We start from the raw sequence: 13,636 nt of genomic DNA, 5'->3' as shown, positions 1-13,636 counted from the left end.
GTTGTCCGTGAACGTGCTCCCGCTCTGGATCTCGAGGCCGACCATCGCGTCCAGCTGCAGGTCGAAGGTCTGTTTCGTGGTCGAGACGCGGCAACAGCCGGGCAACATCAAAGAGTTCGGGTCTCGGGGTCAGGCTGGAACCGTGCCGGAGGTCAGTGCCGTTACGTGATTTCGGACCGGTGGGTCTGAGCCGACGTGTGAAACGCCGTGTCCTGCGGCTCCGTGGTCGTGAGCCACAGGACACGTGGGGGTGTTCCACTCCTATGAAAGCCCGGCCAACGCGTACAGCCAGGGCGCTCTCAGGCTGCCTGTCTTGTAGTAGGTGCATTCGAACAGGAGGCTGATCAGTGGGCCGAGGAGGGAACTGGTGGCTACCGCGATCAACGGGCCGTTCCTTTCGTCGGCGGCTACAGCGATCGACGTCACGCCGGACCCCGTTTCGGTGACCTATCCCGCCCGCGGGTTGCCTTGCTCGGCGTAGGCGACGCCGTCGGACACGACCCCGATCACCAAGTCGTTGGGCTGCCCCGGCTCGGTGTCGGTCGCCGCGGAGGCGTGGTCGATGGCAGCTTGGTCGTGGGTAGCCTGCACCGCGGTCGGCAGGTGCGGCCAGTACGTGAACTGGGGTGCGGTGCGGTCCTCGACCGACTTTAGCGCGGCCTGGTGTTCCGGAGATCCGGGGTACACGCCGTCCAGGGCCGCGGCCTTGTAGCGGCGCCAAGCCCATGCGGCGGCCGCGTACGTAGCGCCGACGGCAGCCGTGTACGTAGCGCCGATGGCGGCCGCGATCGGGTAGATCAGGGCAGGGTTGGCTGTGGCGGGGCCTCCTGTCGCTGTGGTGGGGCCCCGCATTTCACAGTGCGGGACGTTGGGCGTGATGACAGCCACCCGGTCGCCCGGGCATACGCCGCGGGCCTGCAGTAGCGCGGCGGTCCGTGCGGTCAGGTCGTCGAGTTGGGCAGAGGTCAGCGCAGTGGTCTCGTGCCGTATGGCGATCCGGTCACCTTGAGCAACTGCGGAGCCCGTCAGCAGGGTGGCGACATTGGTCATGACGGTTCCTCTGGGTTCGGGTGTGCGGGGCGGATTGGGCGGAGGGGCAATGCCGGGCGGGTTGTCCTGCGGCGGCGCGACCGCCTCCCTCGGGGAGGCGGGACGGCTGGTGCGAGGCGGTCGGGTGAGTGTGGGGGTCAGCGGGGTGGTCCGAAGATGAGGGTGCCGCGCAGGGCTGCGGCTTCTGCGAGCCGGTCCTTGGTGATCTCGAACCCGTCGGGGCGGGGAGTGCTGGTGTCGCGTCCGGCGTGCCGGAACATTTCCTCGATGCCCGCGGGAGTGGCGATGAGGAGGAGGTCCTCGCGGTCGGAGGTAATGCATTAGCCATGGGGGATGTTGCGGGGCAGGTAGACGGCGCCGCCTTCGGACAGTTCGTGGCGTTCGCCTCCGACCCACGCCAGGGCCTCGCCCTTGGGGAGGAGGAACACCTCGTCTTCGCGGGTGTGGAGGTGGAAGGGCGGGGCCTCGCCCTTGGGGATGTCTAACCGTCCGACGGTGAGCTGTCCTCCGGTGGCCTTGCTGTCGAGCAGGGCCGTGATCAGTCCGCCGTCGATCCTTTCAAGGGCCTGCTGCTGGTCGGGTTGGGCGAGGCAGGCCATGGTCACGGCGGCTCCGGGGGGGGTGGGCGGAGCCGCGGCCCGCTGGGGGTTGGGCCGGGCGAGGAGGAGGCCGAGGCGTCGGCGCCGACGGGGACGTCGGCGGGGAGGTACGGGGCAAAGGCCGTTCGGCCGGCGGGACAGCGCAGACCACCTCGGTGACCTCGGCGATGTGAAGCACTCGATCGTCGGACGGCCTGAGCCGGGCGTCAGGAGCTGCACAGCGGGCCGAGTCGGGGAGCTAGCGGATGACGGGCAGGACGAGGTGGGAGGGGTGGTCGGCGTCGTGGTGGATGAGGTCGCGGCCCGTCTTGTGGCCGTAGTAGTGGTGGAACAGGCCGTCGGCGACCGCCGAGTCACCGTTGGCGATCTCCAGGCGGATACGGCTGCCCTTGGGGAACAGATAGGAGGTCGGCCAGACCTCGATCTCGTAGCGGACGACGGTTCCCGGCTCGATCGGCTGGGGCGGGTGTGTGCGGTGGGATGCCTTCAGCCAGCCGCGGGTGACCATGGCGGAGGGCGGTGGCACGTTCTTCGCGACCCTGCGCATGAGGGCCTCCTTGAGCTTGGGCACGGCCTTCTGCTCGGAGATCTTGACGTGGAAGTCGGTGTCGGTCTGGTCGGACTCCGCGTACAGGACCAGGGTGATCTTCCCGGTGACCTCGGTGTCGTGTTCCAGGGGCGCGGTGGTGAAGGTGAGGATGCCCCGGGTGGGTTGCGGGATGCCGTCGGTGATGACTGTGGTGCCCACCGTCCACTCGGGATTGGGGTAGTCGTAGATGGTCGGCCCGCCAGCCGGCCGGGTGGGCGGGGTGGTGGCGAGGCTGCCGTCGTTGAGTGAGAGGACGGCGTGTGCGGGAGCGGGGTCCAGGTAGAGCGTGGTCGGCACGGCGCGCTGGGGTGGCCATTCGGATTCCTGCCGCGGCAGGCGCCCGGAGTTGGCGACCTGGATACGGACCGCAGGGCCGTCCATGACGCCGTTGTCGACGCCCTTGAGCCAGTGGTCGTACCAGGGGCGGATGTGGGTGTCGAGGAAATCGGGCTGGTAGTAGCGCTCGTGGCTGTCGGTGCCGGCGAGTACGACGAGGCGCTTGTCGGTGCCCTTGAGCCGTTCGTAGCCGTCGAGCTGACCGCGCAGGTGCAGGCCGACGCTGTACCACCAGGCGATGTTCAGCACCGGGACGTCGATGTCCTCCACCTTCACCGCTCGCTGCTCCCACCAGTCGTCGAAGACGGGCCGGTCCAAGGTCATGCCGATGAGGTCGGCGGTGATGCCGCCGGGCCGGGGCGGAGTGCCGCCGCCGATCGCGGCGCCGGCGCGGAGGTATTCGGTCGACCAGAAGTTGAGGAACCCCAAGGAGTAGACCCCGCCGTGGTAGACAGCGTCGTGGTAGAGGTCCGTGAAACCGCTGTAGACCAGCGCGCAGGTCAGGTGCGGCGGGCGCTGCGCGGCGGCCAGCCACTGGTTCACGGCGTAGGCGCTCTCCCCGATCATCGACACTTTGCCGGTCGACCAGGGGCGGGAGGCGATCCACTCGATGGTGTCGTAGAAGTCGCGCTGCTCGGCGGGGCCGAACAGCTCGAACTGCCCCTCGGACCTGCCGGTACCGCGCTGATCGCCGACCACGACGGCATAGCCGTGGCCGGTCCAGTAGTCGAGGGGGCCGGTCTCGATGAACCGGAACATCGACACCGCCGGCAGGTACAGCAGGTCCTTCTGGTACGGCGCCACCGCATACAGCGCCGGAAACGGCCCGCCCCCTTCCGGCAGGTACACATCAGCGCAGATGCGGACGCCGTCGGACGCAGTGATCCACTCGTTCTTGATCGTACGCATGACCAACTCCTAATTTCCTCATGCGTGGAAACTAATTTCAACGTATGCTGAAACTCTTGCCGAGGGGAAGCCCCCTCTTCCAACCGTTACGGAAGGTGATGCGGTGTGACTGGTCGAGGCCCTCGGGGTGAACGCGGAGAGCAGGCGGACAAGATCGTCGCCGCCGCCCGCAGATCCTTCGCCACGCGCGGCTACGCCGCGACCTCACTCCGGTCGGTCGCCCAGGAGGCCGGCGTCGACCCCGGCCTGGTGAACTACTACTTCCGCACCAAGACCGGGCTGCTGGAAGAGGTGATGCAACCCCCCGAGGCGTTCGGCGCAGCCGTGGCCGCCGCCGCCGAACAGCCCATGGACCGCCGGGGGCAGGCCTTCGTGCAGGCCACCCTGAACCTGTGGGAGGACCCCGTCGCCGCCGAGATCCTGCGCTCCATCATCCTCACCGCCGCCCAGGAACCCGCCGCCCTGCAACGCCTGCGGCAGTTGTTCTCCGAACTCGTCTTGGCCGTCGTCTCCCACAGCCTGCCCGACACCGAACGCAACCTGCGGGCCAGCCTCATCTCCACCCAGATCGTCGGCATGGTCATGAACCGCTACATCTGGCAGGTCGGCGATATCGCCACCCTCCCCGCCTCCTCCGTCACCGACCTCATCGCCCCCACCATCCAGCACTACCTCGCCGGCCCCCTGCCCTCGAGCCTCAGCGACGACGGCCGGAGCCCGGGCTGACCCGACAGGTCCAGCGAGTCTCGCCAACGGTTCTCCGGCGCTCCGGGAAGCCCGCCGGCGCGCGGCGCCGTTCCGCTCTCGGGCGCGGGAAGCCCGTACGCGCGTACCTGGTCTCAGAGGGCGTTCCAAGTGGCTTGATCACTAGGCTGTCTGTTGTGATGACGTGGGTGGAGCGTCTGATTCCGGACGGGTTGTGGGAGTTGTTCAAACGGGTGGTCCCGGCCGCTCCGGTGCGTCCGCAGGGCGGCGGTCGACGGCGGCACCGGGATCGCGAGGTGCTGGCGGCGATCGTGTTCGTGGCCACGACGGGCTGTACCTGGCGACAGCTGCCGTCGACCCTCGGCCCGTCTGGACCGACCGCGCACCGCCGGTTCACCGGGTGGAGCCGAGCCAGGGTTTGGGGCAAGCTCCACCGCGTGGTCCTGGACGAACTCGGTGCACGTGGGGGTCTGGACTGGTCCCGGTGCGCGATCGACCCGGCGAACATGTGGGCCTCAAAGGGGGACCTGAGGGGTCCGAATCCCGTAGATCGCGGCAAGAAGGGCTCAAAGATCCAGGTGATCGACCGGAGCGAGGGCAAGGTCGAGATCGGCTCCTGGGTGCCGACTGTCGAGGATGTCCGGGCCCTCCAGATGCCGCCCACCCTGCTGTTCATCCAGGTGCCCGAGGGCTAGACCGTGAAGAACCGGCTTCACCTCGATGTCAGCCCGGTCGACGGCAGCACCGAGGACAAGGTGACCAGATTGCTCGGCCTCGGCGCCACCAAGACGGATGCGGGCCAGGGCTCAGACGGAAACTGGGTGGTCATGGCAGACCCCGAGGGCAACGAGTTCGACGTCCTACTCACCCTGGCACCGCAGAACTCGGCCGCGAGCGGGCACCCGCACCCTGTCACACACCGCAACCGTCACGTTGCCGAGAAGACCTCACTGGCCGTTTGTCAGATCACCACGTCCCACGAAACGTGATCATTCACGACCAAGATTCACTTTCGCAATGGATCCTCAGCCGGTGTTCCGGGGCGGATGCAGCCGGCTGAAGCCCGCCTGCAGGGTGTGGAGGGTGACGGTGCCTCCGCCGAGCATCTCGGCCTTCTGGCGGAGCTGGTCCACGACCACCGGGCTCGGCTGACCGTACACGTCGATGGATCTCATGCGGATGAGTGCGCCGAATTCGCGGAACTTCGGTCCGCCGAGCTCCATGTGGAACTCCATCGACGCCGAATCAGGATGGACGGCTACCACGGTCATCGTGGACTCGGAGTCATCGATGTAGAAGTGGTAGGCGATCAGCTGAGGCTCGCGCGCCTCGACGAACGTGGCCAGGTCGCGCATCCCGTGCTTGACCTCCGCGATTTTACCCTCGCGGATGTCCGAGCGGTCAACGTAGTAAATGGGTTCCGCCATGGCACCAGAACCTATCGCCGGACGCCCGTCCGGCCCGCTCGGCGCGCGGTCCCCCCTGCTCGCACCCCGCAATGCACCGGCTCCCACCTTCGCAACAGGCCCTAGTCGCTCACAGATCCTGGCGGGCCTCGGCCGACCACAACGGCGGGAAGACCGAGAGCCCCTGCCGACCGTTCAGCACGGAGAACTCACTGCGCCAGCCGTCCCACCGCAGGCATTCATAGAACCCCTGGAGTCCTCCGGAGAGGATCCAGGACAGCCACGCCGAGTGGCCGGCGCCCAAGGCCTCCCAGCCGAGCGCATCGGGGCGAAGTAGATGATCTCGCATGGCTCGCCAGGACGACCGGCCTCACGGGGTTGCCCCCGTTAAGGGCGAAGACCCCGCCCACCACGTCGTGCGCAACCACGAGACCAGCGCCGGGCCGCCAAGCGGGATCGAAAATCGAGGGCATCGCGTTGACCTCGGCCAGGCCAGGCAGCCCGGTGTCACCCGGGCTTCCGAGGATCTGCAGCCATCCACCATCCACAAGCAAGCTCCTGAAGGAGTAGAGGCCAGGCGTGAGATCGGGAGTCGCACGCTCGCACGAATAGGTGATGTTCGCGAGAGCAGGAGTGAGGTGCACCAGGCCTTTGCCCGGGCGTATCCGTCACTGCCCGGTCCGGTTGGTGAGGGGCTGCTGAGAGGCGGTCGGTGATGTGAATAGTGCCTGGACGGTTTCGGTGGCCAGGTCTCGCAGCCAGGTGTGGGCGCGGTCGTTGTCGTGGCGCTGGTGCCACAGCAGGTACAGGGGGACGTCGGGCAGCGGGATCGGCGGCGGCAGCGTGACCAGGCCGAGTTGTTCCCGGGCTGTGCGGGTGACCGCGTCGGGGAGGGTGACGACCAGGTCGGTGTCGAGGGCGAGTTGCAGTGCGAAGGCGGTGGTGGGCCCGGCGGCGACGACGCGCCGTTGGAGGCCGCGTGTGGTCAGGGCGTCGTCGATCGGGTCGCGCAGGCTTCCGCGTCGCGAGACGGTGAGGTGTTCGGCGGCTGCGTAGCGCTCGAGGCTCGGCGGGCCTTCGGTGAGCGGGTGCCCCGGTCGGACGGCGACGACCAGCCGGTCCTTGCCGACGAGGTGCTGGCGGATGTCGGGGAGCGTCGGGGCGCTGGAGCTCGATTCGAGGTCGACCTCGCCCCGGCGCAGCTCGGCGTCGTCCGTCCCGGGTTCGGCGGACAGGCGCAGCCGGACGCCGGGGGCCTGGCGGTGGACGGCCTTGGTCAATGCGGTGCCGCACGCGGCGGTCAGGGCGTCGTGCCAGCGCACGGTGAAGACCCGGTCCAGAGCCGCCAGGTCGAGTTCCTGTTGCGCGGAAAGAAGTTGATGGGCTCGCTGCACGAGGGTGTGGACCTCGGCGCGCATGGCCAGCGCGCGGGGGGTGGGGACCATGCTGCGGCCGGTGCGGACCAGGATCTGGTCACCGGTGGCCTTGCGGATGCGGCCCAGGGAGCGGCTCATCGCCGGTGCGGTGACGTGGAGGCGTGCTGCCGCGCCGGCGACGCTCCCCTCCTCCAGCAGGGCGTCCAGGGCGGTGAGCAGGTTCAGATCCAGTTGCATGGCAGTAACTCTACAAGTGTCTAGCATGCACTTGTTGTTAATGATCGGGCGCCCTACCTTCGAAGTGCGGGGCGAGACAAGCGCCCCGCTTCACCCCGCTTCTACCAATCCCCCAGGGAGCCCACCATGAGCACAGTCATGCCCTTCGACGCCGACGCGACGCTCCTGTCCGACGTGACCGCCGCGGTGAAGGCCGCCGGCGTCACGCTGCGCGACCGCCACACCTCGAACGCCCGGGGCGTGAGTCTGGACGAGGTCGTCGAGGAGATCCACGCCAACGACGACGCGGTACTGGACGTACTGCGCGAACCGCTGCTGCGGGCCCGGCCGGGGTCGCAGTGGGCCGAGGACGAGCTGGCCGGCGGCGCGCTCCCGCCCGGGGAATGGTGGGTCGTCGACCCCGCCGAGGGCAACATCAACCACGTCCACGGCATGGAGGACTGGGCCGTCACCGCCACCCTGGTCCGCGACAACCAGCCGGTGCTCACCGTCGTCCACCTGCCGCTCACTGGCGACACGTACACCGCGGTCGCGGGCAGCGGTGCCCGCCTGGGCGGCCGGCCCCTGAAGGTGTCCGCCAAGACCGACCTGGGCGCCGCGCTCGTCGGCACCGGTCAGGCCAAGCCCGGCGAGGACGAGCGCATCTTCCGGCGGATCGGTGACTCCGTCACCGCCATGCTCATCAACGGCCTGGTCGTGCGCGTGTCCGTGCCCGCCACGATGCAGCTCATCCACGTCGCCGCCGGACGCACGGACGCGTTCTGGCAGTTCTCCGACGTCCGCTCTGGCCTGGTCGCCGGCGCCCTGCTGGTCTCCGAGGCCGGAGGCACCGTCACCGACCTGGCGGGCGAACCCTGGAACACGGGCAGCCGCGACTTCCTGGCCGCCGCCCCCGGCATCCACCCTGCCGCCCTCAAGGTCCTCTCACCCATCGCCTGACCGGACGTCTCCGCCCTTCCCACCCAATACGGCAAGGAACACCACCGCATGACCAACATCGGCATCCTGGGCGCCGGCCGCGTCGGCACCAACCTCGCCGGCAAACTCTCCACAGCCGGACACCATGTCACCATCGGCAGCCGGAACCCCGAAGACACCGCCGCCCGCACCATTGGGCTCGCCCCGCGGATCGCCTTCGCCGACCAGCGCACCACCGCCCGCACCACGGACATCGTGATCAACGCGACGCCCGGCGACAGCTCCCTGGAGCGCCTCACCGACCTGCGCACCGAACTCGCCCGCAAGATCCTCGTAGACGTCTCCAACGCAACCCGCGACGCCGCTGACGGCCTGCCCGGCAAGCTCTGCTACCCCGACAGCAGCCTCGCCGAGAGGCTCCAAGCCGCCCTCCCCGACACCCACGTGGTCAAGACCCTCAACACCATGCTGTTCATGGTCATGACCGCGCCCGAAACCCTGGCCACCCCACCGACCGCCTATCTCTCGGGCGACGACGAACACGCGAAGAAGACCGTCTCCGGCCTGCTCGGAGACCTGGGCTGGCAGCCCGAACGGATCGAGGACCTCGGCGGTATCACCACAGCCCGCGCCACCGAGGCCATGATCCTGATCGTGCCCCACATCCTGCGCCGAAACGGCTTCGAACCCTTCGCCGTCTCCCTCGCCCGCTGACCCACCAAGACCGGGTTCAGACCAAAGTCAGGCAGGCGGCTCGTGCGAGGCAGCTGGGGCCGTAGGCCGGGTGCGCGGCGGATGGTGTCGCCCCGGACACGCCCACGGACCTCCCCGTCCCACCCCTGCCCGTCCCACCCGTGCCCGACTCCCCCGAACCCCGCCAGCCCAAGGGCCGCGCCCCTGGCATCCGAGGTGCGCGGCAGGGCACGGAGGTGCAGGCTCACGGCCGCTCCGGACCGGCCGCTGTCACACGCGGAGGCCATGCCGTCGGGTCCAGCAGGCCCAGGACGTAGGCGCGAGCGATCAAAGCCGGGCGGTTGGGTACCTCGAGCCGCCGGCAGAGCCGGGTCACGTGGTAGTTGACCCCGTCGACGGTGAGGCCCACCGCGCGGGCGATGGCCGATCCCGACGCCCCCGCCGCGACGAGCGGCAGGATGCGCGCCTCCTGGGGGCTCAGGCCGTCGGCCGGGTCCTCCGGTGGCAGCTCGGGCCGGCCTCCGCTCGTTTCCTCGGTCAGCGAGACCAGCAGGCGGGGGATGTCGTCCTGCGGGTCGGAGACCGGTTCGACGGTGACCCGGCCGTGGCGGGCCGTCCCCCGGACCTGCCAGCTCACCTCAACCGGGTAGCGGGACCTGCGGCGCGAGCGCAGGGCCTCGTCCAGTCTGCGCAGCTGCCGGTCGTTGGTCGGAGTGAGGATGTCGAGGAGTCGGCGGCCTTCCAGTTTTCCCGGTTGGAGCTGCCATGCGGAGGCGAACGCGGGGTTCGCGCCGAGGATCAGACCGTACGCGTCGCTGATCGCCAGTGCCACGGGCGCCCTGTCGAACAGGCTGACGAAACGTGACCGCCAAGCCGCCGCCGCCTCGCCCAGCGCATGCCGTGACGGCTGTGTCACGCGCTCTCCCTCTGCCACGGCCAACTGCCCCCGATCAAGCCCCGGAACGGAAAACACCACTACAAGAATAGGTAGTCGTCATACGCGATCGCCCCGGCGGCCGCGTCACCGTGGACACGACACGCATCCGATCAGCGAGCGGGTGCACAGGTCCAGGCAATGACGTGACCAGAAGAGGCAGACGCCATGAGTGAATCGCACACCACCGGCACCGGACCCCTCGACGACGACGCTGCGCACCTGCCGGTCGTCGACGTGAGCGACTCGGGGATGACGAGCACCCCGCTGCAGACGGCCATGGGGCACGCGCGCCGGCTCGGTCCGGTCTTCGTCCAGCGCTTCCACGACCGGGAGACCGTGTTCGTGAGTGCGGCGGCGCTGGTGGAGGAACTCTCCGACGAGCAGCGCTTCGTCAAGGGCATCGGTCCGGCGCTGGAGAACGTACGCGAGGTCGCCGCCGACGGACTGTTCACCGCGTACAACGACGAGCCCAACTGGGCCAAGGCGCACGACATCCTGCTCCCGGCCTTCGCCCTCACCTCGATGCGCACCTACCACCCGCACATGCTGCGGGTCGCCAAGCGGCTCATCGGCTCCTGGGACGCGCGGTTCACCGCGGGCGCCGGCGTGTCCGCCCCGGTCGACGTCGCCGAGGACATGACCCGGATGACCCTGGACACCATAGGCCTGTCCGGCTTCGGCTACGACTTCGCGTCCTTCGAGCGTGAGCAGGCGCACCCGTTCGTCCAGGCACTCGTCCGGGCCCTCGCCCACAGCCAGGCCAAACTCGGCCGGGTGCCCGGCGCGGACCACACCGCCGAGGACGTGGCGTTCGCCGCGGACGCCGCCTACCTGGCCCGGGTCGTCGACGAGGTGATCGAGCAGCGCAAGGCCTCGGGGGACACCTCGACCGACGATCTGCTGGGCCTGATGCTGGGCTCCCCGCACCCCCGGTCCGGCGAGGTGCTCGACGAGGCGAACATCAGGAACCAGGTGATCACGTTCTTGATCGCGGGCCACGAGACGACTTCGGGCACCCTTTCGTTCGCGCTGTACCACCTCATGAAGAACCCGGCGGTGCTGCACCTGGCCCAGGCCGAGACCGACGCGCTGTGGGGCGACGACCCTGACCCCGAGCCCGCCTTCGAGGACATCGGCAGGCTGCGCTACGTGCGCCAGGTCCTCAACGAGGCGCTGCGGCTGTGGCCGACCGCCGCCGCGTTCGCACGCGAGGCGCGCGCCGACACCGTGATCGGCGGCCGCTACCCGGTCAAGGCGGGGCAGCGGATGCTGGTGCTGACCCCGATGCTGCACCGCGACCCGGTGTGGGGCGACAACGTCGAGGAGTTCGACCCGGACCGCTTCGCCGCCGAGGCGGAGGCGGCCCGGTCCCCGCACGCGTACAAGCCGTTCGGGACCGGGGAACGCGCCTGCATCGGACGGCAGTTCGCCCTCCACGAGGCGACGATGCTGCTGGGCATGCTGGTCCACCGCTACCGCTTCATCGACCAGGGGCGGTATGACCTGCGCATCAAGGAGACGCTCACGCTCAAGCCCGACGGGTTCACGTTGGCCCTGGGCCGGCGCACCCCGGCCGACCGCTCCCGCAACCGTACGGCCCTCGGGGCGGTCCTCCCGGCCGGCCACGGCGAAGACACGGAGGCGCCGGCCGCGGGGGCCTCCCCCACCCGGACCGTTCCCGGTACGACGCTGACGCTGCTGTACGGATCCAACTTCGGCACCTGCCGCGCGTACGCGGAAGACCTGGCCGAAACGGCAGCGGAACTGGGCTTCGGGACGCGTGTCGCGCCACTCGACGACCACCGTGACGGTGGGCTGCCGACGGACGGGCCACTGGTCGTCGTCGCGGCGTCGTACAACGGACGGCCCACCGACGACGCGGCCGGATTCGTCTCGTGGCTGACGCAGGCGGGCCCCGGTGCCGCGGAAGGCGTGCACTACGCCGTCCTGGGCGTCGGGGACCGCAACTGGGCAGCCACCTACCAGCAGGTACCCGCGCTCATCGACGGCCGCCTCGCCTCGGCGGGTGCGACGCGGCTGATGGACCGTGCCGAAGCCGACGCCTCCGGGGACCTCGCAGGAGCGGTACGCGGCTTCACCGCCGCCCTGCGCCGTACGCTGCTGGAGCGCTACGGCGACCCGGCATCCGTGGCCCCCTCCCGGGCGGAGGAGCCGCCCGGCCCGGCGTACGACGTCGTCGAGGTCACGGGTGAACCGCTCGACGCACTGGCCCGGCGACACGACCTTCAGCCGATGACGGTGACGCACACCGGGGACCTCGCCGACCTCGGCCACCCGGCGGGCAGGTCGAAGCGCTTCCTGCGCGTCAGGCTTCCCGAAGGGGTCCGCTACCGTACCGCCGACCACCTGGCCGTCCTCCCGGCCAACGACCCCGGCCAGGTAGAGCGGGCGGCCCGGGTCCTGGGCGCCGACCTGGGCGCGGTGCTGAACATCCGCTCCCACCGCCCCGGCCGGACCACCCTGCCGCTCGACCGCCCCGTCGCCGTACGCGAACTGCTCGCCCGGTACGTCGAGCTCCAGGCCCCGGTGACGGCCGAGCATGCAGCCCTCCTCGCGGCGCACAACCCGTGCCCGCCGGAGAAGGCCGCGCTGGAACGGATCGCGGCAGAGGCCGCAGGAGCCGACGGAGCCCGCCCGGGCAGCCTCGTGGACCTGGTCGAGGAGCACCCCGCGCTCCGGGGCCGTCTGCCGTGGCCCGTACTGCTGGAGCTGCTGGAGCCCATGCGGCCCCGCCACTACTCCATCTCCTCGTCCCCGTCGGCAGGTCCGGAGCAGGCAGACCTGATGATCTCGCTCCTGGAGGCCCCCCACCGCTCCGGCCGGGACGGAGTGTTCCGCGGAGTGGGCTCTTCGTACCTGCACCGGGTACGTCCCGGCGACACGATCCTCGCCCGGGTACAGCCGTGCCGGGAGGCCTTCCGCATTCCGCATGACGAGCGGACGCCGGTCATCATGATCGGCGCGGGTACCGGCCTCGCGCCCTTCCGGGGGGCGATCGCCGACCGTCGCGCGCTCCGTGCGTCGGGAGCCGAACTGGCCCCCGCGCTCTGCTACTTCGGCTGCGATCACCCGGATGTGGACTACCTCCACCGAGCGGAGCTGGAGGACGCCGACCGCGAGGGCACCGTGTCCATGCGCCCCGCCTTCTCACTGGCACCCGAAGGCGAAGTCCGCTTCGTACAGCACCGGATCGAGGCGGAGGGCGAGGAGGTCTGGCGGCTGACCGAGGCGGGCGCCCGCATCCACGTCTGCGGTGACGGCTCCCGCATGGCCCCGGGCGTCCGCGAAGCCTTCCGGCAGCTGTACGTCCGGTACAGCGGGAAGGATGGGTCGACGGCCTCGGAGTGGCTCCGGGGGCTGGTGGCGGACGGCCGCTACGTGGAGGACGTCTACGTGGGCGGCTGACGGGGGGCGGCGTCCACCGGGCGCTGGGCGGGGGCGGCGCGGTTCCCCTTCGGGCCGCCCCCCTCCCCCCTCTCCCCCCGCCCAGCACTCCGCGGGTGGTCCCGCCGGAACCCGCCGTGTCACGTTGACAGTGCCGTCAACCAGGATGGCGTGCATGATCCGGACCCTCCCCCTGACCCTGCCCGCATCGCGATCAGCCCGGCCACCCAGACAGCCGTACCGAGCGGCGGCCGCTGATGGTCACGACGCGAGGTGCGGCCGCCCCGGCCCCAGGTCCGGCCCTTGGGCGGTCTGTGGGTGAAGTCGGCCTCGCCCTCGAAGCAGACGTGGCCCTGCAGGCCGCCCGGGCCCATTACCTCCCTCCGGGTCCTCTCCTTCCACGCGGTGACAGCCTGCTCGTCGCGTTCGGCGACCCGCCACGCGGGGACCTGCGGGCCCCCTGATCACTCTGGAAC

Annotated in this window: 12 protein-coding genes and 4 pseudogenes; 6 read left to right on the top strand and 10 right to left on the bottom strand. The window is 70.1% G+C overall.

From position 1 onward, the window contains the following. Positions 1-447 precede the first annotated feature (447 nt). From ACZ5WG_RS23715 to ACZ5WG_RS23700, 4 genes are all read right to left on the bottom strand, one after another. Positions 448-1,050 carry an AMP-binding protein gene (locus ACZ5WG_RS23715; protein WP_468725706.1) on the bottom strand — a complete coding sequence of 201 codons (603 nt, stop codon included), beginning with the start codon at positions 1,048-1,050 and terminating at the stop codon, positions 448-450. 137 nt (positions 1,051-1,187) lie between these two features. Beyond that, positions 1,188-1,310, bottom strand: a complete 123-nt coding sequence (locus ACZ5WG_RS23710) for a hypothetical protein (protein WP_468725705.1) — start codon at positions 1,308-1,310, stop codon at positions 1,188-1,190. A 60-nt stretch (positions 1,311-1,370) separates the two neighbouring features. Continuing rightward, complete coding sequence (locus ACZ5WG_RS23705; RefSeq protein ID WP_468725966.1) at positions 1,371-1,649, bottom strand: cupin domain-containing protein; 279 nt, start codon at positions 1,647-1,649, stop codon at positions 1,371-1,373. A 238-nt stretch (positions 1,650-1,887) separates the two neighbouring features. Further along, entirely contained in the window at positions 1,888-3,483 is a 1,596-nt protein-coding gene (locus ACZ5WG_RS23700; protein WP_468725703.1) for a CocE/NonD family hydrolase, read from the bottom strand. 105 nt (positions 3,484-3,588) lie between these two features. Between ACZ5WG_RS23700 and ACZ5WG_RS23695 the strand changes: the two genes are divergently transcribed. The 3 genes and pseudogenes from ACZ5WG_RS23695 to ACZ5WG_RS23685 all read left to right on the top strand — a co-directional run. Continuing rightward, entirely contained in the window at positions 3,589-4,209 is a 621-nt protein-coding gene (locus ACZ5WG_RS23695; RefSeq protein ID WP_468725701.1) for a TetR/AcrR family transcriptional regulator, read from the top strand. Between the two features lie 158 nt (positions 4,210-4,367). Beyond that, positions 4,368-4,610: pseudogene (locus tag ACZ5WG_RS23690) on the top strand (transposase); the annotation flags it as partial. A 153-nt stretch (positions 4,611-4,763) separates the two neighbouring features. Then, a pseudogene (locus ACZ5WG_RS23685) lies at positions 4,764-5,066 on the top strand (VOC family protein); the annotation flags it as partial. A gap of 147 nt (positions 5,067-5,213) precedes the next feature. On the opposite strand, the gene ACZ5WG_RS23680 reads toward ACZ5WG_RS23685, so the two are convergent. The 4 genes and pseudogenes from ACZ5WG_RS23680 to ACZ5WG_RS23665 form a co-directional block, all read right to left on the bottom strand. Further along, the gene (locus ACZ5WG_RS23680) at positions 5,214-5,615 is read right to left on the bottom strand and encodes a hypothetical protein (protein ID WP_468725700.1); all 402 of its coding nucleotides are present in this window, start codon (positions 5,613-5,615) and stop codon (positions 5,214-5,216) included. A gap of 109 nt (positions 5,616-5,724) precedes the next feature. After that, positions 5,725-5,943, bottom strand: coding sequence for a DUF2625 family protein (locus ACZ5WG_RS23675; RefSeq protein ID WP_468725698.1), 219 nt, complete (start codon positions 5,941-5,943; stop codon positions 5,725-5,727). An 88-nt stretch (positions 5,944-6,031) separates the two neighbouring features. Then, positions 6,032-6,142, bottom strand: a pseudogene (locus ACZ5WG_RS23670) (hypothetical protein); the annotation flags it as partial. Positions 6,143-6,262: 120 nt separating this feature from the next. Continuing rightward, positions 6,263-7,207: a LysR family transcriptional regulator gene (locus ACZ5WG_RS23665; protein WP_468725696.1), complete on the bottom strand. Its 945-nt coding sequence runs from the start codon at positions 7,205-7,207 to the stop codon at positions 6,263-6,265. Between the two features lie 126 nt (positions 7,208-7,333). Here ACZ5WG_RS23665 and ACZ5WG_RS23660 point away from each other — a divergent pair, with 126 nt between their 5' ends. Together ACZ5WG_RS23660 and ACZ5WG_RS23655 are read left to right on the top strand one after the other, a co-directional pair. Continuing rightward, positions 7,334-8,146, top strand: coding sequence for an inositol monophosphatase family protein (locus ACZ5WG_RS23660; RefSeq protein ID WP_468725694.1), 813 nt, complete (start codon positions 7,334-7,336; stop codon positions 8,144-8,146). A 48-nt stretch (positions 8,147-8,194) separates the two neighbouring features. Beyond that, positions 8,195-8,839, top strand: a complete 645-nt coding sequence (locus ACZ5WG_RS23655; protein ID WP_468725693.1) for an NADPH-dependent F420 reductase — start codon at positions 8,195-8,197, stop codon at positions 8,837-8,839. Positions 8,840-9,062: 223 nt separating this feature from the next. On the opposite strand, the gene ACZ5WG_RS23650 is transcribed toward ACZ5WG_RS23655, so the two are convergent. Then, positions 9,063-9,734, bottom strand: a complete 672-nt coding sequence (locus tag ACZ5WG_RS23650; RefSeq protein WP_468725691.1) for a PAS domain-containing protein — start codon at positions 9,732-9,734, stop codon at positions 9,063-9,065. A gap of 186 nt (positions 9,735-9,920) precedes the next feature. On the opposite strand from ACZ5WG_RS23650, the gene ACZ5WG_RS23645 reads away from it, so the two are divergent. After that, positions 9,921-13,181, top strand: coding sequence for a bifunctional cytochrome P450/NADPH--P450 reductase (locus tag ACZ5WG_RS23645; RefSeq protein WP_468725689.1), 3,261 nt, complete (start codon positions 9,921-9,923; stop codon positions 13,179-13,181). Positions 13,182-13,354: 173 nt separating this feature from the next. Here the strand turns inward: ACZ5WG_RS23645 and ACZ5WG_RS23640 are convergent. After that, positions 13,355-13,615 (bottom strand): annotated as a pseudogene (locus ACZ5WG_RS23640) (IS630 family transposase); the annotation flags it as partial. Between the last annotated feature and the right edge of the window lie 21 nt (positions 13,616-13,636).

Source organism: Streptomyces sp. NPDC032745 (genome assembly GCF_055579465.1).
This window is presented reverse-complemented; position numbering and strand designations above follow the sequence as displayed.